This is a genomic window from Pseudomonas oryzihabitans (genome assembly GCF_001518815.1).
Classification (GTDB): Bacteria; Pseudomonadota; Gammaproteobacteria; order Pseudomonadales; family Pseudomonadaceae; genus Chryseomonas; species Chryseomonas oryzihabitans_E.
In genome coordinates, this window is sequence record NZ_CP013987.1 from 2,538,828 (window position 1) to 2,565,193 (window position 26,366).

Below are 26,366 nucleotides of genomic sequence, written 5' to 3' on the forward strand. Positions count from 1 at the left end.
GGGACGGCTTCCAGTGAACCCAGTCACATCGCGACCCTGTGCGGGTCGGTAGTATCCGCGCTTTTTCGGACGGATTCTCCATGTCGTTGCGCTCTGCCCTGCTGTTCTGTTTGACCCTGGCGTCCCTGAGCGCCCTGGCGACGCCTCAACCGCCCCGTACCTTCAGCGAAGCCAAGGTGGTCGCAGCCAAGGTCTATGCCAAGCAGGGCGTGGACTTCTACTGCGGTTGCCACTACAGCGGCAAGACCGTGGATCTCAAGAGCTGTGGCTACATCCCGCGCAAGAGCGCCCAGCGCGCCAGCCGCATCGAATGGGAACACATCGTCCCCGCCTGGGTGATTGGCCACCAGCGCCAGTGCTGGCAGAAAGGCGGTCGCAAGAACTGCACGGCCAAGGACCCGGTGTACCAGAAGGCCGAGGCCGACCTCTTCAACCTGGTGCCGGTGGTGGGCGAGGTCAATGGCGACCGCAGCAATTTCGCCTTTGGCTGGCTGCCGCAAAAGGCGACCCAGTACGGCGCCTGCCAGATGGTGGTGGACTTCAAGGCCAAGACCGCCATGCCGCGCCCGGAGATCCGCGGCATGGTCGCCCGTACCTACTTCTACATGAGCGACCGCTACGGCCTGCGCCTGTCCAAGCAGGACCGCCAGCTCTACAGCGCCTGGACCAAGCAGTACCCGCCCGAGGCCTGGGAGCGCCAGCGCAATCAGCGCCTGGCCTGCATCATGGGCCACGGCAATCCCTACGTCGGTCAGACCAAGGCCTGCAAGTAGCGCGACTCAGGCAGCGCTTGGAATACCGCTGTGGAATCTCATCTCGCGGTCGCTGGAGCTGATCAGCTCCACTTCCAGCGCGCGGACCTCGGCGATCTTGGCATCGACGTCGTCCCGCTCGCCATAGAGGTAGGCGAGCTTGAGATAGTCCTGAAAATGCCGCGCCTCGGAGGCCAGCAGGCCGCTGTAGAACTTGCCCAGCTCCTCGTCCAGGTGGGGCGCCACGGCGCCGAAGCGCTCACAGGAGCGACACTCGATGAAGGCCCCGATCACCAGGCTGTCGGTCAGCTTCAGGGGCTCGTGATTGCGACAGAGCTTGCGTAGGGCGCCGGCGTAACGCGCCGAGCTGACATTGCGGTGCTTGATGCCACGGCGCTTCATGATCTGCAGCACCTGCTCGAAGTGGCGCAGCTCCTCGCGGGCGATGCGCGACATCTTCCAGGACAGTTCGGCGCGATTGGAATAGGTGAACAGATAGTGGAAGGCGGCGCCGGCGGCCTTCTTCTCGTTGTTGGCATGGTCCTGCAGCAGCGTCGGCAGATCCTGCAGCGCGGCTTCGACCCAGGCATCCGGCGTACGGCAACCGAGGAATTCGTTCATCTCGGGCAAGGACATCAGCGTAATCCCGTGCAAAAGCCGCGCATTATAGAGAAAGGCGCGCGCCTGGGCAGCGCCGCTCGCCTGCCAGCGCTCAGACGCGACTGTCCACGCCTTCGAGCAGGAAGCGCGGGGCGATGTAACGGTCGTAGTGGGCTTCGGAGAGCAGGAAAAATTCCCGGTCGATGGCGTCACGCAGATCGGCCAGTGGCCGCTCGCGAAATTCCGGCAGCAGGCGCACACCATAGGCATCCAGCTGCTGGATATGCCGCGCACCGCGAGCCAGCAGCTGATAGGCCCAGCAATATTCCGACTGGTCCGGCCGGAAGCGGATGCTGCGCTGCTGCAGCTGCTGACGCAGCAAGGCCGGATCGAAGACATCGACCTTGGCCGACACCACCTGCACCAGCAGCAGTTCGAGACGCGCCCAGACGGCGCGGCGCTCGTCCTCGTTGTAGAGATTCCAGTTCACCACCTCGTGGTGGAATCTCTTGCAACCACGGCAGACGTGGTCGCCGAACATCGTCGAGCACAGGCCGACGCAGGGCGTCTTGATGACAGGAGCGGGCATGGACGGCAAGCCTTGGAGCAAAACGCCTAGTCTAGCCGGAAACGCCGATGACCGGCGCGGGTACCCGTGCCGGTCGTGCAGGATCAGCGGGTCGATCACACTGCCGCCGCGCCCCGGACCGACAGCGGATTGGCGCTGCGCCGACTCAAGGCATAGAAGAACAGCCCGCCGAGGAAGCAGCCGGTAAACCAGGCGAAATTGGCGATCGGCTTGAACCAGGGCACGAAGGTGAAGCACAGCCCGATCAGCGCGGCAGCCACCAGTGCCTGCACTGCGACCCAATTGACGCCACCGCTGTACCAGTAGGCACCCTCGGGGGTGTCGTCGAACAGGGCAGCGACCTCGATCCGTCCTTTGCGCAGCAGGTAGTAGTCCACCAGCAGGATGCCGAACAGCGGGCCGATGCAGGAGGCCAGCACGTCCAGGGTGTAATGGATCACCTCGGGATTGTTGAACAGATTCCAGGGCGTGATGAAGATCGAGGCCACCGCGGCGATCATGCCACCGGCGCGCCAGCTGATCTTGCTGGGCGCCATATTGGCGAAGTCGAAGGCGGGTGAGACGAAGTTGGCGACGATGTTGATGCCGATGGTAGCGGTGATGAAGGTGAAGGCACCCAGCAGCACGGCGGTGGTGTTGTCGATACGGGCCACGGTGGCGATGGGATCGTGGATCATCTCGCCGAACACCGGCAAGGTGCCGGAGACGATCACCACGGTGACCAGCGAAAAGGCCAGGAAGTTGATCGGCAGGCCCCAAAAGTTACCGCGACGCACGTCCTGCATGGAACGGCAATAACGACTGAAGTCCCCGAAGTTGAGGGTGGGACCGGAGAAGTAGGACACCACCAGGGCGATAGCCATGATCACCTGCCAGAACGCGGCCCAGCCGGTGAGTTGCTTTTCCGCCAGGGTGAAGCTGATGTTGCTCCAGCCGGCGCGCCAGACGATCCAGGCGGCGAGCAGGAACATCACCGCATAGACCGCGGGACCGGCCCAGTCGATGAAACGACGGATGGAGTCCATGCCCGCCCAGAAGACGCAGGCCTGCAGCACCCAAAGGGTGAGGAAGCCCATCCAGCCGAGATAGGACAGCCCCAGAAAGCTGGTGTCGCCAAAGGCGGCCAGGGCCGGAAAGAATCTGAGCACCACGATGATCAGCGCGCTGGAGGCGAGATAGGTCTGGATGCCGTACCAGGCCACTGCGATCAGGCCCCGGATCACTGCCGGGATGTTCGCGCCAAAGACGCCGAAGGCCAGGCGGCAGATCACCGGATAGGGTACGGCGGCTTGCTGACTGGGCCGGGCGACGAGATTGGCGATCACCTGAATGATGCAGATGCCCACCAGCAAGGCGATCAACACCTGCCAACTGGCCAGGCCCAAGGCGAACAGGCTGGCGGCGAAGACGTAGCCACCGACGCTGTGTACGTCACTCATCCAGAAGGCGAAGATGTTGTACCAGATCCACTTCTGCTCGACCGGCCCGAGATCTTCGTTATACAGACGTGGGCTATAGCCCGCGGGACGCTGCTGGGTCATGGATCGCCTCCTCCGTGGTGACAGGCACCTGCATACGGGGCCTATCTGATCTTGTATACAATTCGCCAGGCAGAGACCGTGCCAGTTACTTGGGAAAGGCGTTAACTTCCTGGCTCTACAACAGATTTTCTGAATGAAGCGCTTTGCCACGGGTCTTAGAGTGCTACCTGAAACGCACTTCCTTGGGGCGTTTGGTGGCGGCCAGGCGCTACCTTGGCGCACAGGGGTGGTGTTTCTCGCCCATCGTCGCGCGCGGCATTTCTGTATACAATTCATCCAAATCGCCGGAGTTAGCCCATGGGTGCAGCCCCCTCACCACTCGCCGTTGCCGCCTCTCCCCGGGACGAGCGGATCTACCAGGACATTCTCGACGCCATCGTCGAGCATCGACTGACCCCAGGCACTCGGCTGCCGGAAGACACCCTGGCGGAAACCTTCGGCATCAGCCGAACCGGCATTCGCAAGGTGCTGCAGCGGCTGGCCCTGGAGCGGCTGGTGACCTTGCGCGCCAATCGCGGCGCCCAGGTCGCCCAACCCACCGCCAAGGAAGCCCAGGACATCCTGGCTGCGCGCCAACTGATCGAACCCGCCTTGATGCCCCTGGTGGCCGCCCGGATCGACAGCGCCCAACTGGCTCCCTTGCGGCAGCTCTGTAGCGAGGAGCACGAGGCCCAGCATGGCGGGCGCCACAGCCTGGCGATCCAGCTGTCCGCGCGCTTCCACGTCGAACTCGCGGCCCTGGCCGACAATCAGGTACTGACCGAGCAGGTCGCCCAGCTAGCCAGTCGCTCATCGCTGCTGATCGCCATCTATGGTTCGCACCACAGCCTGGGCTGCGATTGCGGCCAGCACGGCGAGCTGCTGGACCTGCTCGCCGAGGGCCAGGGCGCGGCCGCCAGCGACTGGATGGCGCAGCACCTGCGCCTGATCCGTGAATCCCTCAGGATCGACCGGCCCGTGGCCGCCGAGCCTGATTTCCGCAGCATCTTCAAACGCAGTTGAGGCGTCCCATGCAGATTCAGGTCATCAACCCCAATACCAGTGCCGGCATGACCGCCAAGATCGGCCGCGCAGCCCAGGCCATCGCCCGCCCAGGTACCACCATTCTCGCCAGCAATCCCGAGGCCGGCCCGGTCTCCATCGAAAGTCACTATGACGAGGCGGTAGCCGCGGTCGGAGTGATCGAGGAGATGCGCAAGGGCGTCGAAGCCGGCTGCGCCGCCCATGTCATCGCCTGCTTTGGCGATCCAGGCCTGCTCGCGGCACGGGAAATGGCCAAGGGGCCAGTGCTCGGCATCGCCGAGGCTGGCTTCCATCTGGCCAGCCTGCTGGCCACCCGCTTCGCCGTGGTGACCACCCTCACCCGTACGCGCATCATTGCCGAGCATCTGCTGCAGCGATATGGCTTCGCCGAGCTGTGCACCTCGGTGCGCTGCATCGATCTGCCAGTGCTGGCACTGGAGGACGCGGACGACAGCCTGATCGAGCTGATCGCCGCCGAAGGGCGCCGGGCGCGTGACGAGGAAGGTGCCGGCGCCATCGTGCTGGGCTGCGGCGGCATGGCCGATCTGCGCGAAGCCCTGAGCGAGGCCATCGGCGTCCCGGTGATCGAAGGCGTGAGCGCCGCGGTCAAGCTGGCCGAGTCCCTGGTCGACCTGGGCCTGGGGACCAGCAAGCACGGCGACCTGGCCTATCCCATCGCCAAGCCCTTCACCGGGCGCTTCGCGCATCTGGGCCGCTAGACTACGGCCAAGGTCTAACAGCGTGACGCACACGATGCGACAACGCAGCGCTTAACTTCGCCAGAGGCTTGGCGTAGAATTAGGCAGCCTTATAGGCGCAATGTCCGATACGAAGCTGTTTTCAAAGCGTCACGAGCAAAGTTTCCGGCGACCTTCCGGGCAGCGGCGGCCTCATCAACCGCCAACTGCCCGACCTGCCTTGCAGCAGCCGGCGTAAAACTTTGAAAACAGCTTCTAGCGGAGTGCGTCCGGCGTGACGGTGGTCCTGCCCGCAGCCTCCCCCGTCAAACCCTGCCGGATACATTTCGGGGCGCCAGCCCCCGGACGCAATATTGGACCACTGATGAGGGTCAACCCGTGCTTGAAGCCTATCGTAACCACGTAGAAGAGCGTGCCGCCCAGGGCATCGTGCCCCAGCCGCTGAACGCCGAGCAAACGGCCGGTCTGGTCGAACTGCTGAAGAATCCCCCTGCCGGTGAGGAAGCCTTCCTCGTCGACCTCATTACCAACCGCGTCCCGCCGGGCGTCGACGAAGCTGCCTACGTCAAGGCTGGCTTCCTCTCCGCCGTCGCCAAGGGCGAGGCCCAGTCCCCACTGATCTCCAGGCAGCGTGCCACCGAACTGCTGGGCACCATGCAGGGCGGCTACAACATCGCCACCCTGGTCGAGCTGCTGGACGATGCCGAACTGGCCGCCGTGGCCGCCGAACAACTCAAGCACACCCTGCTGATGTTCGACGCCTTCCACGACGTGGCCGAGAAGGCCAAGGCCGGCAACACCCACGCCAAGGCTGTCCTGCAATCCTGGGCCGAAGGCGAGTGGTACAAAAAGCGTCCGGAAATCGCCGAGAAGTACACCCTGACCGTGTTCAAGGTGCCTGGCGAAACCAACACCGACGACCTCTCCCCCGCGCCCGACGCCTGGTCGCGTCCGGACATCCCGCTGCACGCCCTGGCCATGCTGAAGATGGCTCGCGACGGCATCGTGCCCGAGCAGCAAGGCAGCATCGGTCCGCTGAAGCAGATCGAGGAAGTACGTGCCAAGGGCTTCCCGGTCGCCTACGTCGGTGACGTGGTCGGTACCGGCTCTTCCCGCAAGTCCGCCACCAACTCGGTGCTGTGGTTCTTCGGCGACGACATCCCCTACGTGCCCAACAAGCGCGCGGGCGGCTTCTGCTTCGGTTCCAAGATCGCCCCGATCTTCTACAACACCATGGAAGACGCCGGCGCCCTGCCGATCGAGTTCGATGTGTCCGCCCTGGAAATGGGCGACGTCATCGACGTCTATCCCAAGGCTGGCAAGGTCACCCGCCATGGCAGCGATGAAATCGTCGCCACCTTCGAACTCAAGACCCCCGTGCTGCTGGACGAAGTCCGCGCCGGCGGCCGTATCCCGCTGATCGTCGGCCGCGGCCTGACCGAGAAGGCGCGCGCCGAATTGGGCATGGGCCCGTCCGACCTGTTCAACAAGCCGGACCAGCCGGCCGAGAGCACCAAGGGCTACACCCTGGCGCAGAAGATGGTCGGCAAGGCCTGCGGCGTCGAGGGCGTGCGCCCCGGCACCTACTGCGAGCCGAAGATGACCACCGTCGGTTCCCAGGACACCACTGGCCCGATGACCCGTGACGAGCTGAAGGACCTGGCCTGCCTGGGCTTCTCCGCCGACCTGGTGATGCAGTCCTTCTGCCACACCGCGGCCTATCCCAAGCCCATCGACGTCAAGACCCACCACACCCTGCCGGATTTCATCCGTACCCGTGGCGGTGTCTCCCTGCGTCCTGGCGACGGCATCATCCACAGCTGGCTGAACCGCATGCTGCTGCCCGACACCGTCGGCACCGGTGGCGATTCCCACACCCGCTTCCCGATCGGCATCTCCTTCCCGGCCGGTTCGGGCCTGGTGGCCTTCGCCGCTGCCACCGGCGTGATGCCGCTGGACATGCCCGAGTCGGTACTGGTGCGCTTCAAGGGCAAGATGCAGCCCGGGATCACCCTGCGTGACCTGGTGCATGCCATCCCCTACTACGCCATCCAGAAGGGCCTGCTGACCGTCGAGAAGAAGGGCAAGAAGAACATCTTCTCCGGCCGCATCCTCGAGATCGAAGGCCTGGAAGACCTGACCGTGGAGCAGGCGTTCGAGCTGTCCGATGCCTCCGCCGAGCGTTCCGCTGCCGGCTGCACCATCAAGCTGTCGCCCGAGTCCATCACCGAGTACCTGCAGTCCAACATCACCCTGCTGCGCTGGATGATCGAGGAAGGCTACGGTGATCCCCGTACCCTGGAGCGCCGCGCGCGCGCCATGGAAGCCTGGATCGCCAACCCGGAACTGCTGGCTGCCGATGCCGATGCCGAATACAGCGAAGTCATCGAGATCGACCTGGCCGAGGTCAACGAGCCGGTTCTGTGCGCGCCCAACGATCCGGATGACGCCCGCCTGCTGTCCCAGGTGGCCGGCGACAAGATCGACGAGGTGTTCATCGGTTCCTGCATGACCAACATTGGTCACTTCCGCGCTGCCGGCAAGCTGCTGGACAAGGTCAAGGGCTCGATTCCGACCCGCCTGTGGCTGTCGCCGCCGACCAAGATGGACCAGCACCAGCTGACCGAGGAAGGCTACTACGGCATCTACGGCAAGGCTGGCGCGCGCATGGAAATGCCGGGCTGCTCGCTGTGCATGGGCAACCAGGCCCGTGTGGCCGCCAACGCCACCGTGGTCTCCACCTCCACCCGTAACTTCCCCAATCGCCTGGGCGACGGCGCCAACGTCTACCTGGCCTCGGCGGAACTGGCCGCAGTGGCTTCGATCTTGGGCAAGCTGCCTAGCGTTGAGGAGTACATGGAATACGCGAAGAGCATCGACAGCATGGCAGCGGACGTCTACCGCTACCTGAGCTTCGACCAGATCGCCGAATTCCGTGAAAGCGCCGAGAAAGCCCGTATCGCCGCCGTCGAAGTCTGACGCCAGCCTGCGGTACTGAAAAGCCGCCCTTCGGGGCGGTTTTTTTATGCGCCGCGATCCTGGCTCGCCAGGACGGCTCCTTCCCCTGAGCCGGCCTTAAGCGGCGGTTAACTCAGACGCCCTACGCTAAGGCTTTCCTTCTGCCGAGATCACCCCATGAAACGTCTTGTCATCGTGAGCCTATCCACGCTGTTGCTCGGTCTCGGCCAGACGACGATGGCAGCGGGTTGTATCAAGGGCGCCGTGGTTGCCGGCGTGGCGGGACATGTGGCCGGACACCACGCCATCGCCGGCGCAGTCGCCGGCTGTTTCATCGGCCATCACCTGGCGGCGAAGGCGAAGGAAGAACAGCAGCACGGTCATTCCTGAATGCGATAAGGCGCTTTCCAGAACAGGACATGAGTCGCTATCAGCATCACGACTATTCACCGAAGCAGCCATTCGCACAGCGCCTGAGACGGCTTTAACGCAGACTCTTCACGTCATCCCCAAACCCAGTCCGTATCGCGGCCATGGGCCGCTCCTTAGGTTCAGGTATGGCTGTAGAGCGGCCCATGGCCGCGATATCGATAGTACGCCGACGACCCAGGTGATTAATGGCGTCCAAGACGACTTGGTAGCCAAGCTGTAGCGCGGGAGAACTGGCGAGGCTGGTGAAGGTCAATTGTTACAGGACATTACTTCGCACCCACGAGAGGTCGCCACCATGAAACTCCTGCCTACCCTTGCCCTTTCCGCTCTGCTACTCGGCGCTAGCCAAGCCACCTTCGCCGCCGGTTGCGTCAAGGGCGCCGTGGTCGGCGGCGCCGCGGGCCATGTCGCCGGGGGTCACGGCGTTGCCGGTGCCGCCGCAGGCTGCGCCATTGGTCACCACGAGGCCAACAAGAAGGCCAAGGAAGAACAGCAGAACGCACCCAAGCAATAGTCTCCAGGCCCCGCCAGCACTGGCGGGTGGGGCCGATTTAACGCTTTCTTTACGCCCCGCCAACCTTCCCCGCCTCGCTTCTTTACGCCCCTCCTCCTGACAATTTCTCCACGCGGCAGCTGCCGTCTCTGGAGAACTCGTGATGACCCCCTGGAATCTTCTGGCCCTGCTTCTGGCACTGGGTCTGTTCGTCTATCTGCTGGCGGCGCTGTTGCGCGCCGGCCGCTCCTAGGGAGGCGGCATGGACAGCCAAGCCGCGTTCCTGATCCTGGCCTTCCTGGCCCTGACCTTTCTTCCCGCGCCCTTCCTGGGGCGCTACTTCTACCGTGCGCTGGAAGGCGAGCGGACCTGGCTGAGCTTTGTCGGCACGCCCCTGGAGCGCCTGACGCTAAAGGTGGCGGGCACCGACGGCCGTGGTCAGGACTGGCGCACCTATGCCATCGCCCTGGTGCTATTCAACGGGCTGGGAATCGCGCTGCTGTTCGCCATCCTGCTGCTGCAGGGCGGTCTACCACTCAATCCGCAGCAGCTGCCTGGCCTGGAGTGGACGCTTGCGCTGAACACCGCCATCAGTTTCGTGACCAACACCAACTGGCAGGCCTACAGCGGCGAGGCCTCGCTAAGCTACTTCAGCCAGATGGTCGGCCTGGGCGTGCAGAACTTCGTCAGCGCCTCGGTAGGCGTGGCGGTGCTCGCCGCCCTGGCGCGCGGCATCGCCCGGCGTAGCGCCCAGGAGATCGGTAATTTCTGGGTGGACCTGTTCCGGGTGGTCTTCTATGTCCTGCTGCCGTTGTGCCTGCCGTTGGCGCTGCTGCTGATCTGGCAGGGCGTGCCCCAGACCTTCATGCCCTATGTCGACGCCACCACCCTGCAGGGCGCGACTCAGACGCTGCCGCTGGGGCCAGCCGCGAGCCAGATCGCGATCAAGCAGCTGGGCACCAACGGCGGCGGCTTCTTTGGCGTCAACTCGGCGCATCCCTTCGAGAACCCCACCGCACTGAGCGATCTGCTGGAGCTGTCGGCCATCCTCATGATTCCTGCGGCCCTGGTATTCAGCTTCGGTCACTACGTCAAGGATCGGCGGCAAAGCTGGGCGATTTTCGCCGCCATGTTCGGCCTGCTGGCAATCGGCGCCACGGTCGCCATCGCCGCCCAGAGCCAGGCCAACCCGGCCCTGACCAATCTGGCGATCACCCAGGGAGCCTCGATGGAAGGCCTGGAAACGCGCCTGGGCGGGACTGCCTCCGCACTCTGGGCGACGGTGACCACCGCCGCGTCCAACGGCTCGGTGAATGCCATGCACGACAGCCTGGCACCCCTGACCGGCCTGGTCGCACTGTTCAACATGATGCTCGGCGAGGTGATATTCGGCGGCGTCGGGGCCGGTCTCTACGGCATGCTGCTCAACGTGCTGATCGCCGTCTTCATCGCCGGCCTCATGGTCGGCCGCACGCCGGAGTACTTGGGCAAGAAGCTGGAGGCACCCGAGGTGCGGCTGTTGGTGGCGACCCTGCTGGTGATGCCACTGGGCGTGCTGGTGCTGGGCGCCATCGCCGCCAGCGTCCCGGCTGGTGTAGCTGGCATCGCGGCCACGGGCCCCCATGGCTTCAGCCAGCTGCTCTATGCCTATACCTCGGCCACGGCCAACAACGGCTCGGCCTTTGGTGGCTTCGGCGCCAATACGCCCTTCCACAACCTGATGCTGAGCCTGGCCCTGCTGATCGGCCGCTTCGGCTACATCCTGCCGGTCCTGGCCATTGCCGGCAGCCTGGCGGCCAAGCGTGCCGTCCCGCTCGGCCCCAACAGCTTCCCCACCCACGGCCCGCTGTTCGTCACCCTGCTGGTGATCACCCTGCTGCTGGTGGGAGGCCTGACCTTCCTGCCGACGCTCGCCCTGGGGCCGATCGCCGACCATCTGCAACTGTTCGGAGTCCGCTGAAATGGATGCCCAGACCCACACCCTGCCCACGCCCACTCCTGGCAACCTCTGGCGCCAGGCGCTGCGGCAGGCCTTCGTCAAGCTCGACCCACGGCAGCAGATCCGCTCGCCAGTGATGTTCGTGGTGGAGATCACCGCGCTGTTCTCCACCCTGCTGTGCCTGGCGCCGAACAATGGCGTCAGCACCGGGGTGGCGGTGCAGATCACCCTCTGGCTGTGGTTCACCCTGCTGTTCGCCAACTTCGCCGAAGCCCTCGCCGAAGGCCGCGGCAAGGCCCGCGCCGACAGCCTCAAGGGCATTGGCCAGAATCTCGCCGCACGCCTTGAGGAAAACGGCGAGAACCAGATGGTGCCGGCCAGCTCGCTGCGCAAGGGGCAGATCGTGCGGGTGGAAGCCGGCGAGCTGATCCCCGGCGACGGCGAGATCATCGAGGGCGTGGCCGCGGTCAACGAGGCGGCCATCACCGGTGAATCGGCGCCGGTGATCCGTGAATCCGGCGGCGATCGCTCGGCAGTCACCGGCAATACCCGCGTGGTGTCGGACTGGATCCGGGTGCGCATCACCGCCAACCCCGGCGAATCGACCCTGGACCGCATGATCGCCCTGGTGGAAGGCGCCAAGCGCCAGAAGACCCCTAACGAGGTCGCGCTGGACATCCTGCTGATCGGCCTGACGCTGATCTTCCTGCTGGTGGTGGTGACCCTGCAGCCCTTCGCCGCCCTGGCCGGTGGCGAGCTGCCGCTGCTGTTCCTGGTGGCCCTGCTGGTGACGCTGATCCCCACCACCATCGGCGGTTTGCTCTCGGCCATCGGCATCGCCGGCATGGATCGCCTGGTGCGGCTGAACGTGATCGCCACCTCGGGTCGCGCCGTGGAGGCCGCCGGGGACGTCCATACCCTGCTGCTGGACAAGACCGGCACCATTACCTTCGGCAACCGCCGCTGCAGCGCCCTGTACGCCGCCCAGGGCATCACCCCCAAGGCCCTGGCCGAGGGTGCCCTCTATGCATCGCTGGCCGACGAGACCCCGGAAGGCCGCTCGGTAGTTGAGTACCTGCGCAACCTGCACCCGCTGGAAGAGCCGCCACGCGCCCAGGTCGCGCCCATCCCCTTCAGCGCCGAGACGCGCCTGTCGGGCATCGACTGGCAGGGCCGTGAGTACCGCAAGGGGGCAGTGGACGCCGTGCTGATGTTTCTCGGCCAGACCCGCGCCGACCTGCCGGAGGTGCTGGCCCGGGAGATCGAGACCATCGCCAAGAGTGGCGGTACCCCGCTGCTGGTCTGCGGCGAAGGCCGGCTGCTGGGCGCCATCCACCTCAAGGACGTGGTCAAGCCGGGGATTCGCGAGCGCTTCGCCGAGCTGCGGACCCTCGGCATCCGCACCGTGATGGTGACCGGCGACAACCCCCTGACCGCCACCGCCATCGCCGCCGAGGCGGGCGTGGACGATGTCATCGCCGAAGCCACCCCGGAGAAGAAGCTGGAGCGCATCCGCAGCGAACAGGCCGAAGGCAAGCTGGTGGCCATGTGCGGCGACGGCGCCAATGACGCCCCTGCTCTGGCCCAGGCCGATGTCGGCATGGCGATGAACGACGGCACCCAGGCCGCCCGCGAGGCCGCCAACCTGGTGGACCTGGATTCGGACCCTACCAAGCTGCTCGACGTGGTGCAGGTGGGCAAGGAGCTGCTGGTGACCCGCGGCGCCCTGACCACCTTTTCGGTGGCCAATGACGTAGCCAAGTACTTCGCCATCCTGCCGGCGCTGTTCGCCGGCATCTATCCGCAGCTGAACGCGCTCAACGTGATGCACCTGGCCAGTCCGCAGAGCGCCATCCTTTCGGCCATCGTCTTCAACGCCCTGATCATCGTCGCGCTGATTCCCCTGGCATTGCGCGGGGTACGGGTCAAGGCCGCCAGCGCTGCCGCCCTCTTGCGCCGCAACCTGTTGATCTATGGGCTGGGCGGTATCGCCGTGCCCTTCATCGGCATCAAAGCTATCGACCTGGCGCTCGGCGCCCTTGGTCTGGTCTGAGGAGACTGCCATGCTCATGCAATTCCGTTCCGCCGTGCTGATGCTCCTGCTGCTCACGGCCCTCACCGGCGGCGTCTATCCCTTGTTGGTGACGGTGCTCGGCCAGGCGCTGTTCGCCGACCAGGCCGGCGGGAGCCTGATCCGTCGCGACGACGGCAGCGTCATCGGCTCCCGCCTGATCGCCCAGCAATTCACTGGCCCCGAGTGGTTCCAGCCGCGTCCTTCGGCCGGCGACTACGCCACCGTCTCCAGCAGCGCCAGCAACCTGGCGCAGTCGGCGCCAGCGTTGCGCGAGCGGATCGAAAAGGCCATGCCGGACGTGCTGGCGGCCGGCCAAGGACCGGTGCCCCAGGAACTGGTGACCACCTCCGCCAGCGGCCTGGATCCTGACCTCAGCCCGGCCGGCGCCCGCTACCAGATCGCCCGTATCGCCGCCGCGCGCGGCCTCCCACCGGAGCGGCTGGAAGCCCTGGTACGCGAGCAGACACGAACCTCGCGCATCGGACCGGCAACAGTTAATGTCCTGCTTCTCAATCTGGCCCTGGCGGAACTGGCCCCATGACCGACAACACCGGGCGCGCCGAGGCGCTGCTCGCCGAACACCGCGAAGGGCGTGGTCGCCTCAAGGTCTTCCTCGGGGCGGCGCCGGGTGTCGGCAAGACCTACGCCATGCTGCAGGCGGCCCAGACCGCCCTGCGCCAGGGCCGCCGGGTACGGGCCGGCATCGTCGAGACTCATGGGCGCCGGGAGACCGCCGCCCTCCTCGCCGGCCTGCCGCAGCAGCCTCTGCGACGGGTGGAGCACCGTGGCCTCAAGCTCACCGAACTGGATCTGGAAGGCCTGCTGGCCGATCCGCCGGAGCTGGTGCTGGTCGACGAACTGGCCCACAGCAACGCCTCCGGCAGTCGCCATGCCAAGCGTTGGCAGGACGTGGAGGATCTGCTGGCCGCCGGTGTCCACGTCTATACCACCGTCAATGTCCAGCACCTGGAAAGTCTCAACGACGAGGTGCGCGACATCACTGGCGTGCAGGTTCGCGAGACGGTACCGGACCAGGTGCTGCTCGATGCCGATGACCTGGTGCTCATCGACCTGCCACCGCGAGAACTGCTGGAGCGCCTGCGCGAGGGCAAGGTCTATGTACCCGAGCAGGCCCGTGCCGCCATCGACGCCTTCTTCAGCCAGACCAACCTCACCGCCCTCCGTGAACTGGCCATGCGCACGGCTGCGGCCCAGGTGGATTCGGCGCTCGCCCTGAGATACCGCCAGCAGGGCCAGGCCGCGCCGCCGCTGCTGGGCCGGCTGATCGTCGGCGCTGGCACCGCCCCTTCGGCGGAACGCCTGGTGCGCCACGCCAGCCGCCTGGCCGACCAGCGCCACCTGCCCTGGACCCTCGTCCACGTCGACACCGGTCAGCCTTTGGACGATGCCGCCCGCACCAACCTGCAAGCCAGCCAGCGCCTGGCCGAGCGACTCGGCGGCGAGGTGCTGACCCTGCGCGACAGCGATCCCGCCCGGGCGCTGGTCCGTCATGCCCGCGACCAGCGCGCCAGCGTGCTGCTGATCGGCCGCGGCCGCCCGCGCGGCTTCAGCCTGAGGCGTCGCCTGGCCAGCCGCCTGTTGCGCCTGGCACAGGGGCTGGAGATCGCCATTCTCGACCTGGACCGCGACGCTCCACCCACCACGCGCCCCCGGCGAACCCTGAAACCTGGCCCCTATGGCGTTGCCATCCTGGCGACCGGCGTGGCCGCGGCCATCGCCGAAGGCCTTTCCGGGTTGCTGGAGCTACCCAACATCTCGCTGATCTTTCTCGCGGCCGTCCTGCTGGTGGCGGTACGCAGCAGTCGCGGTCCGGCGCTGTTCTGCGCGCTGCTGGGCTTTGTCGCCTATGACGTCCTGTTCATACCTCCTGCCTTCTCGCTGACCATTAATCGCGAGCAGGATGTACTCACCCTGGCCTTTTTCCTGCTGATGGCCCTGCTCACCGGCAACCTGGCCGCACGCCAGCGGCGACAGCTGCAGGCGCTGCGCCTGACCCAACGCGAGACCCTGGCGCTGCTGGATTTCACTCGCCAGCTGAGCGCCGCCAGCGACCGCCAGGCGGTGGTCAGCGTGACATTCAAGCAGCTGGGCACCACCACTCGGCACGTCTGCCTGCTGTTGCCCGAAGACGGCGAACGGCTGGCGACTCAGCCCGCAGATCTGGCCCTGGCCGATAACGAGCGCATTGCCGCCGAGTGGGCCTGGAAGCAGGAAAAGCCAGCCGGTTGCGGTACCGACACCCTGCCGTCCGGTCGCTGGTGGTGGTGGCCGCTGCTGGCCGAGAGCGGCAGCCTCGCCGTCCTGGGCGTGCGCTGCGACGACGCCCAGCCGCTGGATCACGATGAACGTCGTCAGCTGGCCAGCCTGGCGCAGCCGCTGGCCCAGGCCCTGGCCCGGGTTCGTCTCAGCGAAGATCTGGAGGCGGCCCGCCTGCACGGCGAGACCGAACAGCTGCGCAGCGCCCTGCTGGCCTCGGTATCCCACGACCTGCGCACCCCACTGACGGTGATGCGTGGCTCCATCGACGCCCTCGCCACCCTGGGTGAGGCCATTCCCGCCAGCGATCGCCAGGAGCTGCTGGAGGCTACCCGCCAGGAGGCCGAGCGCCTCGACCGCTATATCCAGAATCTGCTGGATATGACCCGCCTAGGCCATGGCAGCCTGCAATTGGCCCGCGACTGGGTCGATCCCGGCGACATTCTCGCCAGCGCCTTGCAGCGTCTTCAGCCGCTGCTAACCGGGCTGCAGGTGGACACCCGGATCGAGCCGGGCTTGCCCCTCCTCTGGGTGCATCCGGCGCTGATCGAACAGGCCCTGGTCAATGTGCTGGAGAACGCCATCCGCTTCTCCGCACCCGGTGGGCGCCTGGAGATCTGCCTGGGTCGCCAGGACGGCGAGTTGCAGATCACCGTGGCCGATGAAGGCCCAGGCATTCCGCCGGAAGACCGCTCGCGAATCTTCGACATGTTCTATACCGCCGCGCGCGGTGATCGGGGCGGCCAGGGCACCGGCCTGGGCCTGGCGATCTGTCAGGGCATGGTGGGCGCGCACGGCGGCCGGGTCAGCGTGGACGAGGGCCTGGGCGGCCGGGGTACGACGATGCGGATGCATCTGCCGCTGCCGGCGGCGCCACCTGCGGAATAAGCCTAAGTATCCCTGCAGCACCAGACGCTATGATGATGCCCTCCTGCCTGGAAAGCCCCAGATGCCTGCTCACGTCCTCGTCATCGACGACGAACCCCAGATCCGCAAGTTCTTGCGCATCAGCCTCGCCGCCCAGGGCTACCAGATCAGTGAAGCGGCCACCGGAACGGATGGCCTCGCCCAGGCGGCCTTGGGCCAGCCGGATCTGGTGATCCTCGACCTGGGACTGCCGGATCGCGATGGCCAGGAGGTACTGGTCGAATTGCGCGAATGGTCCACGGTACCGGTACTGGTGCTGTCGGTACGGGCGGACGAGCGCGAAAAGGTCCGCGCCCTGGATGCCGGCGCCAACGACTATGTCACCAAGCCCTTCGGCATTCAGGAGTTTCTCGCCCGCAGCCGCGCGCTGTTACGCCAAACCCCCGCCACAGCCGCCCACCAGGCCGCAGCGCTGGAAGTAGGCCCGCTTCGGGTGGATTTCGCCTATAGACAGGTAACTCTTGCCGGTATCGAGATCGCCCTGACACGTAAGGAATACGCGGTCCTGGCCGCCCTCGCCCAACATCCCGGGCGTGTAGTGACTCAACGCCAATTGCTGATCGATATCTGGGGGCCGAGCCACGCCCAAGACAGCCATTACCTGCGCATCGTGATCGGTCATCTGCGGCAGAAGTTGGCCGACGATCCGCTAGCGCCACGCTATATCGTGACCGAACCTGGCGTAGGTTATCGCCTGCGCGCCGATAACGGTTGAGCGAATCGGGACAGCATTGGTTTCGCTATAGGCAAAGGCAGCCCGCCATGTGTTTGCCACTAAGACGAACCTTCTCGTTGGCACTGGCCGCCACGGATACGCATCGGAAGCTGATATGGCAGTGGCAGACATCCGCCTCTTTTCAGCGGATAGAAGCCGAAAAACCGCGCGCTAGTCTGGCGACTGCAACTTCAGCTGCTGGTCTCAACCAAGAACTATCAGGGACAGCAGAAAAAGGATGCCGGTCGGTAGCGGAGCCTTGCGCTGTTACCGACCGACGTCCCGGCAGCTACTTACTGCAGCCAGCCTTCGACGGTATCGGCGCCGTGTTCGGCTTTCCAGGCCTTGAGCACCTTGTGGTTGCCACCCTTGGTTTCGATGACTTCGCCAGTCTTGGGGTGCTGATAACGCTTGGTGCTGCGCGGACGACGCTTGCCAGCCGGCTTTTCCGGATGCGGCGTCTGCGCCTTGTGCTTGGGGGCAGCATTAGGATCCAGAATGCCAATGATATCGCCCAGGTTCATCTGGTATTCGTCCATCAACTCCTGCAGCTTGCTTTCGAATTCGATTTCCTTCTGCAGGGAACTGTCCTGCTTCAGATCTTCGAGCAATTGCAGTTGGGCGCGAAGTTGTTCTTCGGCGGCACGGAATTCGGCGAGACGGGACATAGGCACTCCTGATGAAAAGTAACGGCGAGACGTGAGACTTCGCTGACGGGCGAAAGTTGGAGGCGAAGATAAAGGATTAATGCCAGAGTTGCCAGTGACAAATAAAAAGGGACGCGGCAAAGACCCTGTCTTGCAAACGAAAGTTGATTTAATTAAGCAATCCTTAACTAAAGCCAATCCCTTGGCGCCAGTTGTGCCTAATGGAGCGCGCGCCAACATTGGTAGGCGCCAACTGTACCCCCGTAGTTCACGGCAGGATTCATGCTGGAAAAGGAGTAAAACAATCCCGTGAAAGTCACCTGGACACAACTTTTGCATGTCCAGGAAATTCGGCCAGAGGGCTCTGGTAGGCGCGTCAGGCCGATGCTTCCACGTCCGAACGAGCTTCGGGCAATGGTGACCAATTGAAGGTTTCCGCAATTACCCGCCGGTACGCCGTGTCGATGGACACCGGTGTCCGACGGATATAGTCGCGCGCATGAGTCTGACGATCGGGATCGAGTTTGCGCAGGTAGTCGAGCGCCTCTTCCACCGTAGGCATCCGCTGATTGAGCCCTGCGCTACGGGGTGGCAAGGCCGTCCAGACCACCGCTTCCAGCTCCTTCGCACGCGCCCACTCGCCAATACGTTGCTGGAACTCTGATTGCGGGCCGCTCGGCCAGCTGCCGATGCACTCAGGCTGTTCTCGCGGCACGCCCTCGCGCTCGCGCAGGGCGTCGCGGGCTTCTTCCAGGCTATCGACAGCCAGGTAGGCCCAGAACACCTGAACGTCCGCGGCATCCTCACAGAGCACCGTGGCCAGCTCTCCGCTGTCGCCCTCCCGAGCGAACTCGATGGGCAACCGGGGTCCATCGACGAACCAATCCGAGGCCACCGGTAATTCCGCGGCCTTCCAGATCAACGACCCCCAGCCCAGACAGGCGATCTTCATGGCCACTCCCCGCGTATCGACGATGGGCATTGGAGGCCACCGAAGCGTTTGGGTTTCGCACCAGCAAGACGTGGCGACAAAAATTCAGGACGAAAAAAAGCGGCCACGAGGGCCGCTTCTTTCGATACCCGCGAGCCAGAGCTAGTGGGTGGTATGTGGCGCAGCGGACGGGACTCGAACCCGCGACCCCCGGCGTGACAGGCCGGTATTCTAACCGACTGAACTACCGCTGCGCATGGAAGCCTTGCGGCATCCTGCTGGCCTTTGCCGAGAACCTGTTCAGCGGGGTTCTCTGCACCAGCGGCAGCTAAGATACTGATTTATCAGGAAAGAAACAACAGGCACAGGAAAATATTTCTGATCGCGCCGCGAAGCCAGCCAGAAGCCCCGTTCTGTTCAAGCTTCGCCACCGCTCGCCTGGCGCCTGAGCAGGGTGAGAAACCCCTCCAGCGCCGCGCTGGGCACCTGTCCCGCGCGCAGCAGAATGCCGAAGGGTGTCAGGGGTTCGGTGATCTCCAGATCGAGGGACACCATCAGCCCGGTGCGCAGATGATCCCGTACCACCGCCTCGGTCAGCACCAGGATGGCGTCGGTGATCTGTACCAGCTGCAACATGGCGAACACCGAGCCGCATTCGATGACGTCCGCGGGTGGCGGCAGCTGCCGTCGGGCGAAGGCCGCCTCCAGGGCCACCCGTGCCGGGCTGGCTTCCGGCTGCAGGATCCAGGGCCACTCCGCCACCAGCTCCGCCAGATCGGGCGCGGCGCGACCGGTCAGCGGATGCCCGGTGCGCACCACCACCGCGAGGTGCTCGTTGCCCAGCGGCTCGAAGACGAAGCGTCCCAGGTCCGCCTGCTGGGTGAAGCGGGCGATGGCCACGTCGATCCGCTCCTGTTCGAGCAGCTCGGTGAGCTGGTCGCTGGTATCGCCAAGGATGCGCAGCTGCAGGCCGGGTTGGCGCGCCTTGCTTGCGGCGATGGCCCTGACCACCAGATCGGGCAAGGCGCCCATGATGGCGCCGATCGCCAGATGCCCATAGCCGCCGGAGCGCCGGGCGTCGAGATCCTCGGCGCAGCGATCCAGGCCATTCAAGGCGCGCCGCGCGAATTCCACGATCTCCATTCCCAGCGCCGTGACCTTCAAGCCCCGCGCCTGGCGCTCGAACAGCACGCAGCCAAAGGCCTCCTCGACCTCCTGCAACATGCGGGTGGTGGCGGGCTGGGACATGTGCAGGGCTTCCGCGGCGCGGTGCAGGTTGAGGGTCCCGGCCAGGGTCGCCAGCATCAGCAGATGCTTGTAGCGCAATCGATTGAACAGCGCGCGGGCATGAGGGGAGGCGTTCATCTGCAGCATCCTTGTGGAGAGATCAGTGATGCGTCCTGAGCGAGTCGGCGGGTCTGGCCAAGGCCACGTCGCCTGCCGATACCTTAAGGGTATCGATACTTAACCAAAAGCGATTATCCAGGCATTGCAACTGCGACTACCTTGGGCCGTGGCCGAATCACAACAACAAGAGAGATCGCCATGCACACCTCCCTGTCACCGGGGCTGGTCGCCAAGGTCACCCGGCGCCTGCTGCCCTTCCTGCTGCTGATGTACGTCATGGCCTTTCTCGACCGGGCCAACGTAGGTTTCGCCAAGGTCGCCTTCCAGGCCGATACCGGCATCTCCGACGCGGCCTTCGCCCTTGGCGCCGGGATCTTCTTCGTCGGCTACGCCTTTCTCGAGATTCCCAGCAACCTGATCATGCACCGCGTCGGCGCCCGCCTGTGGATGTGCCGCATCATGGTGACCTGGGGGTTGATCTCCGCCGCCATGATGTTCGCCCATACGGCGACGGCCTTCTATGTGCTGCGCTTCCTGCTCGGGGTAGCCGAAGCCGGCTTCTTTCCCGGGGTCATCCTCTACCTCACCTACTGGTTTCCCTCGCGCTACCGCGCCAGGGCGCTGGGTTTCTTCTATTTCGGCGCGCCCCTGGCCTTCATCTTCGGCAGCCCGCTGTCGGGGCTGCTGCTGGAATTCGACGGCTTCGGCGGCCTGCACGGCTGGCAATGGATGTTCCTGGTGGAAGGGGCGCTGGCCAGCCTGGTGGGGGTCTGGGCCTGGTTCTACCTGGACAACCGGCCGCGCGATGCGCGTTGGCTGAGCGATGCGGAAAAGCAGGCGCTGCAACAGGCGCTGGATGCCGAGGACGCCGCCAAGCCCCATCACGGTGGGCTGCTGCGTCTGCTCGGTCAGCCGCGCATCCTCCTGCTGTGCAGTATCTACCTGCTTATCCAGGCCAGCGTCTATGGCGTGGTCTTCTACCTGCCGACCCAGGTGGCCGGCCTGCTGGGGCAGAAGGTCGGTTTGCTGGTCGGCCTGGTCTCGGCGATTCCCTGGGTCTGCGCCCTGCTCGCCGCCTGGCTGATCCCCAGTTGGTCGGATCGTACCGGCGAACGCCGCCGCACCGCGGCCGCCACCCTGGCCATTTCCGGGCTGGGCATCGCCGCCTCGGTGACCTTCTCGCCGCTCTATGCGCTGATCGCCCTGTGCTTCGCCGCCGCCGGCTTCATCGCCGTGCAGCCGCTGTTCTGGACCTTTCCTTCCGACCAGTTGCGCGGCAGCGCCGCGGCCGGCGGCATCGCCCTGATCAACACCTGCGGCGCCATCGGCGGCTTCATCGCGCCCCTGGCCAAGCGCTGGGCCGAGGTGACCTTCGCCCACCCCGGCGCCGGCCTCTATCTGCTCGCCGGGACCACCCTGGTGGCGGCCGCCCTGATTCTCGGCCTGCGCCAGCGTCGCCAGGCCGATCCCCAAGCCCAGCTCACGCCCAGTCACTAAGGGAGCCCTTTCCATGACCCTACCCACCATCAAGCAGGTTCGTGCCTACACCCTTCGTGGCGGCGGCGCCGATTATCACGACCAGGGCGACGGCCACTGGATCGACGACCACATCGCCACGCCCATGGCCAAGTACCCGGAATACCGCCAGAGCCGCCGCAGCTTCGGCATCAACGTGCTGGGCACCCTGGTGGTGGAAGTCGAGGCCAGTGACGGTACCGTGGGCTTCGCCGTCACCACCGGCGGCGAGCTGGGCGCCTTCATCGTCGAGCGACACCTGGCGCGCTTCCTGGAGGGCGCCAAGGTCACCGACCTGGAAAAGATCTGGGACCAGATGTACCTCTCGACTCTCTACTACGGCCGCAAGGGCATAGTGCTCAACACCATCTCCGGAGTGGATCTTGCGCTCTGGGACCTGCTCGGCAAGCTGCGCCAGGAACCGGTACACCAGCTGCTCGGCGGCGCCGTCCGTGACGAATTGCAGTTCTATGCCACCGGCGCCCGGCCGGACCTGGCCAAGGAGATGGGTTTCATCGGTGGCAAGCTGCCGCTGCAGCACGGCCCGGCCGAGGGCGAGGAAGGCCTGCGCAAGAATCTCGAGGCCCTGGCGACCATGCGCGAACGGGTCGGCGACGACTTTTGGTTGATGCTCGACTGCTGGATGAGCCTGGACCTGAACTACGCCACCCGCCTGGCCCAGGGCGCCCATGAATTCGGCCTCAAGTGGATCGAGGAGGCATTGCCGCCGGACGACTACTGGGGCTATGCCGAACTCAGGCGCAACGTGCCGCGCGGGATGCTGGTCACCACCGGGGAGCACGAGGCCACCCGCTGGGGCTTCCGGCTACTGCTGGAGATGGGCTGCTGCGACATCCTCCAGCCCGACGTCGGCTGGTGCGGTGGCCTCACCGAGCTGATCCGCATCTCGGCGCTGGCCGATGCCCACAACGCCCTGGTGGTGCCCCACGGCTCCTCGGTCTACAGCTACCACTTCGTCATTACCCGCACCAACAGCCCCTTCGCCGAGTTCCTGATGATGGCGCCCAAGGCCGACGAGGTGGTGCCCATGTTCCATCCGCAACTGCTCGACGAACCCGTACCGGTGCGGGGCCGCATGCGCGCCTCGGCGCTGGATCGGCCTGGCTTCGGCGTGCGCCTCAATCCGGAGTGCGCCCTGGAACGACCCTATAGCCACTGAGGCGTTGCCCGGGAGGGCTGGATGAAAGCGACCCAAGATACCCTGGTGACACCGGTACCGAATGCGCGCCCCGCCGCGACGCCATTACCCCCCAAGAGCGCCCGCCTCAAGCGGGTGCAGGTAGTCGCGCTGGCGCTGCTGGTGCTGGCCGGCTTCGTCAACTACCTCGACCGCAGCACCCTGGCCATCGCCAACCAGACCATCAGCGGCGAGCTGGGCTTCACGCCGACCGAGATGGGCCTGCTGCTGTCGGCCTTCGCCTGGGCCTATGCCTTTGCCCAGTTGCCCATCGGCGGCGTGCTGGACCGCTTCGGCGCGCGCCTGACCCTGGGCCTGGGCATCTGCCTCTGGTCAATCGCCCAAGGCGTGCTGGGGCTGCTCAGCAGCCTGCACCTGATGATCCTCGCCCGCATCGGCCTGGGTATCGGCGAGGCGCCGCAATTCCCGGCCGGTGCCAAGGTGGTCAGCGAGTGGTTCAACGTCCGCGAACGCGGCCTGCCCTCCGGCATCTTCAACCTGTCGTCGTCCCTGGGGCCGGCGATCTCCCAGCCGATCCTCACCGCCCTGCTGCTCTGGCTCGGCTGGCGGCAGATGTTCATCGCCATGGGCGTGCTCGGTGTCCTGGTAGCGGCGCTCTGGTACCTGAGCTATCGCGACCGGGTGCAGGTGGCGCTGGACGCCGCCGAGCGGGCGCACCTGGACGCCGGCCTGCCGCCTCAGGACGCCGGTATGCGGCTGACCTTCGCCGACTGGCTGGGGCTGTTCCGCCGCCGCCTGACCTGGGGCGTGGTGATTGGCTATGTGGGCATCATCTACATGCTGTCGCTGTTCCTGACCTGGCTGCCGGCCTACCTGGAACGGGTCCATCACCTGTCCCTGTCCCAGGCCGGCTGGGTCGCCAGCCTGCCGTTCCTGGCCGGGGCCTGTGGCGTCATCAGCGGCGGCCTGCTGGTGGATCGCCTGACCCGCAGCGGTCGCAGCCTGGCCTTCAGCCGCAAGCTGCCGATCTGTGGCGGTCTTGCTGCGGCCGGGCTGTTCGCCCTGTGCAGCGCCGGGGTAACCGGCATCGGCAGCGTCATCCTCTGCTTCAGCCTGGCGTTGTTCAGCCTCAACGTGGCGGTAGCCGGCACCTGGTCGCTGGTCAGCGTCGCCGTGCCTTCGCACCAGGTGGCGTCCCTGGCCAGCATCCAGAATTTTGGCGGCTACTTCGGCGGCGCCTTCGCCCCGGTCATCACCGGCATGATCGTCCAGCAGACCGGCTCCTTTGGTCTCGCGCTGGGCATCGCCGCCGCCGTCGCGGTGGCCGGCGCCCTGAGCTATGGGCTGCTGGTGCGCCTCCCCGATACCCCTTCCTGAATCCTCCTGGAGACCGTCATGGATCTACCCCGCAACCCCTTCAAGGCCCGCCTGGCGGGCAGCGACACCCTCTACGGCCTTTGGGCCGGCTTCGCCACCGGCTACGCCGCCGAGATCGCCGCCAGTACCGGCTACGACTGGCTGCTGATCGACGGCGAGCACGCCCCCAACACGGTGCCGAGCATCCTCGCGCAATTGCAGGCGGTGGCGCCCTATTCCACGGCACCGGTGGTGCGCTGCGTAACCGGCGATGCGGTGCTGATCAAGCAGTTGCTGGACATCGGCGTGCAGACGCTGATGGTGCCCATGGTGGAGACCGCCGAGCAGGCCCGCGCCCTGGTACGAGCCATGCGCTATCCGCCCCACGGCATCCGTGGCGTCGGCGGCGGCCTGGCCCGCGCCACCCGGTGGGACGCAGTGCCCGACTACCTGCACACCGCCCATCGCGAGCTGTGCCTGATCGTCCAGGTGGAATCGCGCCTGGGCAGCGACAATGTCGCCGAGATCGCTGCGGTGGAGGGGGTGGACGCCGTCTTCGTCGGTCCGGCGGACCTCTCCAGTGGCCTGGGGCATGCCGGTAATCCGGGCCATCCGGAGGTCCAGGCGCGCATCCGCGCGGCCATCGAGGCGACCCGCGCTGCCGGCAAGGTGGCCGGGATCCTGGCGCCCCAGGAAGACGATGCCCGGCGCTATCGCGACTGGGGGTGCCAGTTCGTTGCCGTCGGCATCGACATCAGCCTGTTCCGCCAGGCGGCGCTGGCCAACCTGGCCCGCTATCGCCCCCTCGAAGCGCCCCAGGCGCCCTCTCGCACCTACTGACCCGGAGTTCGCCATGGCCGATCTGCCCCTCTACCAGAACTACATCGATGGCCGTTTCCTGCCGGCCGCCGAGGACTTTCTCGTCCATAACCCGGCCACCGGCGAGGCCCTGGCCTGGGTGCCGGCGTCCAGTCGCGAAGACGTCGATCAGGCGATCGCCGCCGCCCGCCGTGCCCAGAAGGCCTGGGCGCGCAAGCCAGCCATCGAGCGCGCCGGCTATCTACGGCGCATCGCGGCAAAGCTGCGCGAGCACGCACCGCGGCTGGCCCGGACCATTGTCGCCGAACAGGGCAAGGTCCATGACCTGGCCGAGGTGGAGGTCAATTTCACCGCCGACTATCTCGACTACATGGCCGAGTGGGCGCGGCGCATCGAAGGCGAAATCATCACCAGCGACCGACCCGACGAGCAGATCTTTCTACTGCGCAAGCCGCTGGGCGTGGTGGCCGGCATCCTGCCCTGGAACTTCCCCTTCTTCCTGATCGCCCGCAAGCTTGCGCCGGCGCTGATCACCGGCAACACCATCGTCATCAAGCCCAGCGAAGAAACCCCGATCAATGCCCATGAATTCGCCCGCCTGGTGGCCGAGACCGACCTGCCGCCCGGGGTCTTCAACCTGGTCAGCGGTGCCGGCGCCGTGGGGGGCCAGCTCAGTGCCCATGCCGGCATCGACATGGTCAGCTTTACCGGCAGCGTCGGCACCGGCTCGCGGATCATGGCCGCTGCCTCGCCGAATCTGACCAAGCTCAACCTGGAGCTGGGCGGCAAGGCGCCGGCCATTGTCCTGGCCGATGCCGACCTGGACCTGGCGGTCCGGGCGATCCGTGACTCGCGCATCATCAACACCGGCCAGGTGTGCAATTGCGCCGAGCGGGTCTATGTGGAACGCGCGGTGGCCGAGGACTTCATCGAGCGCATCGGCCGCGCCATGGCCGCCACCCGCTATGGCGACCCCCAGGCTGATGCTGGCGTGGAGATGGGGCCGTTGATCAACGCCGCCGGCCTGGACAAGGTGGCGGCCAAGGTCGATGTCGCCCTCGGCCAGGGCGCTCGCCTGGTCACCGGCGGCAGCCGCGCCGACCTGGGTCGCGGCTTTCACTTCCAGCCCACGGTACTGGCGGACTGTCGCGCCGAGATGCCGATCATGCGCGAGGAGATCTTTGGCCCGGTGCTGCCGATCCAGGTGGTGGACGATCTCGACGAGGCCATCGCTCTGGCCAACGACTGCGAATACGGCCTGACCTCCTCCGTCTATACGCGCAGCCTGAGCAAGGCCATGCACGCCATGCGCGAGATCGACTTCGGCGAGACCTACATCAACCGGGAAAACTTCGAGGCCATGCAGGGCTTTCACGCCGGGGTGCGCAAGTCCGGCATCGGTGGCGCGGACGGCAAGCACGGGCTCTATGAGTACACCCACACCCAGGTGGTCTATCTGCAGGGCTAGGGGTCGAGGCTGGTGGCTACCCGCTTCGCTCGAATGTTCTTGGGCGAACGCGGGTCGAAACAGGCGCAATCCAAGATCAGGCACGGGCCAGCGGCCCCAGGGAGAC

23 protein-coding genes and 1 tRNA gene are annotated in these 26,366 nt (G+C 65.8%); 17 read left to right on the plus strand and 7 right to left on the minus strand.

Annotation, left to right across the window (positions count from 1 at the left end; translation table 11 throughout):
* Window positions 1–80 precede the first annotated feature (80 nt).
* Window positions 81–773 (plus strand): endonuclease, encoded by a 693-nt coding sequence (locus APT59_RS11775; RefSeq protein ID WP_059315011.1) that lies wholly within the window; start codon window positions 81–83, stop codon window positions 771–773.
* A gap of 6 nt (window positions 774–779) precedes the next feature.
* Here APT59_RS11775 and APT59_RS11780 read toward each other — a convergent pair whose 3' ends face one another.
* The 3 genes from APT59_RS11780 to APT59_RS11790 all read right to left on the minus strand — a co-directional run bounded on the left by APT59_RS11780 (window position 780) and on the right by APT59_RS11790 (window position 3,482).
* Complete coding sequence (locus APT59_RS11780) at window positions 780–1,391, minus strand: tRNA-(ms[2]io[6]A)-hydroxylase (protein WP_167348584.1); 612 nt, start codon at window positions 1,389–1,391, stop codon at window positions 780–782.
* A gap of 73 nt (window positions 1,392–1,464) precedes the next feature.
* A complete protein-coding gene (locus APT59_RS11785; protein WP_059315013.1) occupies window positions 1,465–1,941 on the minus strand; it encodes a DUF1289 domain-containing protein in 477 nt (158 codons plus the stop codon).
* Between the two features lie 95 nt (window positions 1,942–2,036).
* The gene (locus APT59_RS11790; protein WP_059315014.1) at window positions 2,037–3,482 is read right to left on the minus strand and encodes an NCS1 family nucleobase:cation symporter-1; all 1,446 of its coding nucleotides are present in this window, start codon (window positions 3,480–3,482) and stop codon (window positions 2,037–2,039) included.
* Between the two features lie 297 nt (window positions 3,483–3,779).
* Between APT59_RS11790 and APT59_RS11795 the strand changes: the two genes are divergently transcribed.
* The 11 genes from APT59_RS11795 (at window position 3,780) to APT59_RS11840 (ending at window position 17,018) form a co-directional block, all read left to right on the plus strand.
* Window positions 3,780–4,484 (plus strand): GntR family transcriptional regulator, encoded by a 705-nt coding sequence (locus APT59_RS11795; protein WP_059315015.1) that lies wholly within the window; start codon window positions 3,780–3,782, stop codon window positions 4,482–4,484.
* An 8-nt stretch (window positions 4,485–4,492) separates the two neighbouring features.
* A complete protein-coding gene (locus APT59_RS11800) occupies window positions 4,493–5,224 on the plus strand; it encodes an aspartate/glutamate racemase family protein (protein WP_059315016.1) in 732 nt (243 codons plus the stop codon).
* 357 nt (window positions 5,225–5,581) lie between these two features.
* Entirely contained in the window at window positions 5,582–8,182 is a 2,601-nt protein-coding gene (gene acnB, locus APT59_RS11805) for a bifunctional aconitate hydratase 2/2-methylisocitrate dehydratase (protein WP_059315017.1), read from the plus strand.
* A 156-nt stretch (window positions 8,183–8,338) separates the two neighbouring features.
* Window positions 8,339–8,551, plus strand: a complete 213-nt coding sequence (locus APT59_RS22195) for a hypothetical protein (protein ID WP_082696338.1) — start codon at window positions 8,339–8,341, stop codon at window positions 8,549–8,551.
* A gap of 337 nt (window positions 8,552–8,888) precedes the next feature.
* Window positions 8,889–9,107, plus strand: a complete 219-nt coding sequence (locus tag APT59_RS11815) for a hypothetical protein (protein ID WP_059315019.1) — start codon at window positions 8,889–8,891, stop codon at window positions 9,105–9,107.
* Window positions 9,108–9,249: 142 nt separating this feature from the next.
* The gene (locus APT59_RS22440) at window positions 9,250–9,339 is read left to right on the plus strand and encodes a potassium-transporting ATPase subunit F (protein WP_017640468.1); all 90 of its coding nucleotides are present in this window, start codon (window positions 9,250–9,252) and stop codon (window positions 9,337–9,339) included.
* A gap of 9 nt (window positions 9,340–9,348) precedes the next feature.
* Window positions 9,349–11,046 carry a potassium-transporting ATPase subunit KdpA gene (kdpA, locus tag APT59_RS11820; protein ID WP_059315020.1) on the plus strand — a complete coding sequence of 566 codons (1,698 nt, stop codon included), beginning with the start codon at window positions 9,349–9,351 and terminating at the stop codon, window positions 11,044–11,046.
* A 1-nt stretch (window position 11,047) separates the two neighbouring features.
* Window positions 11,048–13,078 (plus strand): potassium-transporting ATPase subunit KdpB, encoded by a 2,031-nt coding sequence (kdpB, locus tag APT59_RS11825; RefSeq protein WP_059315021.1) that lies wholly within the window; start codon window positions 11,048–11,050, stop codon window positions 13,076–13,078.
* Window positions 13,079–13,088: 10 nt separating this feature from the next.
* Complete coding sequence (gene kdpC / locus APT59_RS11830) at window positions 13,089–13,640, plus strand: potassium-transporting ATPase subunit KdpC (RefSeq protein ID WP_059315022.1); 552 nt, start codon at window positions 13,089–13,091, stop codon at window positions 13,638–13,640.
* Entirely contained in the window at window positions 13,637–16,264 is a 2,628-nt protein-coding gene (locus APT59_RS11835) for a sensor histidine kinase (protein ID WP_059315023.1), read from the plus strand. Before kdpC ends, APT59_RS11835 begins: the two co-directional genes overlap by 4 nt.
* 61 nt (window positions 16,265–16,325) lie before the next feature.
* Entirely contained in the window at window positions 16,326–17,018 is a 693-nt protein-coding gene (locus APT59_RS11840) for a response regulator (RefSeq protein ID WP_059315024.1), read from the plus strand.
* 293 nt (window positions 17,019–17,311) lie between these two features.
* Here the strand turns inward: APT59_RS11840 and APT59_RS11845 are convergent, their stop codons facing one another.
* The 4 genes from APT59_RS11845 to APT59_RS11860 form a co-directional block, all read right to left on the minus strand.
* Window positions 17,312–17,686: a histone-like nucleoid-structuring protein, MvaT/MvaU family gene (locus APT59_RS11845; protein WP_059315025.1), complete on the minus strand. Its 375-nt coding sequence runs from the start codon at window positions 17,684–17,686 to the stop codon at window positions 17,312–17,314.
* Between the two features lie 355 nt (window positions 17,687–18,041).
* Window positions 18,042–18,647 (minus strand): hypothetical protein, encoded by a 606-nt coding sequence (locus APT59_RS11850; protein WP_237140511.1) that lies wholly within the window; start codon window positions 18,645–18,647, stop codon window positions 18,042–18,044.
* 126 nt (window positions 18,648–18,773) lie between these two features.
* Window positions 18,774–18,850: transfer RNA gene (locus tag APT59_RS11855), tRNA-Asp, on the minus strand.
* A gap of 163 nt (window positions 18,851–19,013) precedes the next feature.
* Window positions 19,014–19,961, minus strand: coding sequence for a LysR family transcriptional regulator (locus APT59_RS11860; RefSeq protein ID WP_059315026.1), 948 nt, complete (start codon window positions 19,959–19,961; stop codon window positions 19,014–19,016).
* A 180-nt stretch (window positions 19,962–20,141) separates the two neighbouring features.
* Between APT59_RS11860 and APT59_RS11865 the strand changes: the two genes are divergently transcribed.
* Genes APT59_RS11865 through aldA form a run of 5 tightly spaced genes read left to right on the plus strand, consistent with a single transcriptional unit; the run spans window position 20,142 to window position 26,260 of the window.
* Entirely contained in the window at window positions 20,142–21,440 is a 1,299-nt protein-coding gene (locus tag APT59_RS11865) for an MFS transporter (RefSeq protein WP_059315027.1), read from the plus strand.
* A gap of 13 nt (window positions 21,441–21,453) precedes the next feature.
* Window positions 21,454–22,638, plus strand: a complete 1,185-nt coding sequence (rhmD, locus tag APT59_RS11870; protein ID WP_059315028.1) for an L-rhamnonate dehydratase — start codon at window positions 21,454–21,456, stop codon at window positions 22,636–22,638.
* 21 nt (window positions 22,639–22,659) lie between these two features.
* Window positions 22,660–23,994 (plus strand): MFS transporter, encoded by a 1,335-nt coding sequence (locus APT59_RS11875; protein WP_082696339.1) that lies wholly within the window; start codon window positions 22,660–22,662, stop codon window positions 23,992–23,994.
* Between the two features lie 18 nt (window positions 23,995–24,012).
* Entirely contained in the window at window positions 24,013–24,813 is an 801-nt protein-coding gene (locus tag APT59_RS11880) for an aldolase/citrate lyase family protein (RefSeq protein WP_059315029.1), read from the plus strand.
* A gap of 13 nt (window positions 24,814–24,826) precedes the next feature.
* Window positions 24,827–26,260: an aldehyde dehydrogenase gene (gene aldA / locus APT59_RS11885; protein ID WP_059315030.1), complete on the plus strand. Its 1,434-nt coding sequence runs from the start codon at window positions 24,827–24,829 to the stop codon at window positions 26,258–26,260.
* Window positions 26,261–26,366 lie beyond the last annotated feature (106 nt).

What these genes read in the sequence shown, in the direction of transcription:
- APT59_RS11850 (WP_237140511.1), bottom strand. Translation starts at nt 18,647, where the DNA reads ATGCCCATCGTCGATACGCGGGGAGTGGCCATGAAGATCGCCTGTCTG.
- APT59_RS11800 (WP_059315016.1), top strand. Translation starts at nt 4,493, where the DNA reads ATGCAGATTCAGGTCATCAACCCCAATACCAGTGCCGGCATGACCGCC.
- APT59_RS22195 (WP_082696338.1), top strand. Translation starts at nt 8,339, where the DNA reads ATGAAACGTCTTGTCATCGTGAGCCTATCCACGCTGTTGCTCGGTCTC.
- APT59_RS11860 (WP_059315026.1), bottom strand. Translation starts at nt 19,961, where the DNA reads ATGAACGCCTCCCCTCATGCCCGCGCGCTGTTCAATCGATTGCGCTAC.
- APT59_RS11875 (WP_082696339.1), top strand. Translation starts at nt 22,660, where the DNA reads ATGAAAGCGACCCAAGATACCCTGGTGACACCGGTACCGAATGCGCGC.
- APT59_RS11775 (WP_059315011.1), top strand. Translation starts at nt 81, where the DNA reads ATGTCGTTGCGCTCTGCCCTGCTGTTCTGTTTGACCCTGGCGTCCCTG.
- APT59_RS11795 (WP_059315015.1), top strand. Translation starts at nt 3,780, where the DNA reads ATGGGTGCAGCCCCCTCACCACTCGCCGTTGCCGCCTCTCCCCGGGAC.
- kdpC (WP_059315022.1), top strand. Translation starts at nt 13,089, where the DNA reads ATGCTCATGCAATTCCGTTCCGCCGTGCTGATGCTCCTGCTGCTCACG.
- rhmD (WP_059315028.1), top strand. Translation starts at nt 21,454, where the DNA reads ATGACCCTACCCACCATCAAGCAGGTTCGTGCCTACACCCTTCGTGGC.
- APT59_RS11880 (WP_059315029.1), top strand. Translation starts at nt 24,013, where the DNA reads ATGGATCTACCCCGCAACCCCTTCAAGGCCCGCCTGGCGGGCAGCGAC.
- APT59_RS11840 (WP_059315024.1), top strand. Translation starts at nt 16,326, where the DNA reads ATGCCTGCTCACGTCCTCGTCATCGACGACGAACCCCAGATCCGCAAG.
- APT59_RS11865 (WP_059315027.1), top strand. Translation starts at nt 20,142, where the DNA reads ATGCACACCTCCCTGTCACCGGGGCTGGTCGCCAAGGTCACCCGGCGC.
- kdpA (WP_059315020.1), top strand. Translation starts at nt 9,349, where the DNA reads ATGGACAGCCAAGCCGCGTTCCTGATCCTGGCCTTCCTGGCCCTGACC.
- APT59_RS11835 (WP_059315023.1), top strand. Translation starts at nt 13,637, where the DNA reads ATGACCGACAACACCGGGCGCGCCGAGGCGCTGCTCGCCGAACACCGC.
- aldA (WP_059315030.1), top strand. Translation starts at nt 24,827, where the DNA reads ATGGCCGATCTGCCCCTCTACCAGAACTACATCGATGGCCGTTTCCTG.
- kdpB (WP_059315021.1), top strand. Translation starts at nt 11,048, where the DNA reads ATGGATGCCCAGACCCACACCCTGCCCACGCCCACTCCTGGCAACCTC.
- APT59_RS22440 (WP_017640468.1), top strand. Translation starts at nt 9,250, where the DNA reads ATGACCCCCTGGAATCTTCTGGCCCTGCTTCTGGCACTGGGTCTGTTC.
- APT59_RS11785 (WP_059315013.1), bottom strand. Translation starts at nt 1,941, where the DNA reads ATGCCCGCTCCTGTCATCAAGACGCCCTGCGTCGGCCTGTGCTCGACG.
- APT59_RS11790 (WP_059315014.1), bottom strand. Translation starts at nt 3,482, where the DNA reads ATGACCCAGCAGCGTCCCGCGGGCTATAGCCCACGTCTGTATAACGAA.
- APT59_RS11815 (WP_059315019.1), top strand. Translation starts at nt 8,889, where the DNA reads ATGAAACTCCTGCCTACCCTTGCCCTTTCCGCTCTGCTACTCGGCGCT.
- APT59_RS11845 (WP_059315025.1), bottom strand. Translation starts at nt 17,686, where the DNA reads ATGTCCCGTCTCGCCGAATTCCGTGCCGCCGAAGAACAACTTCGCGCC.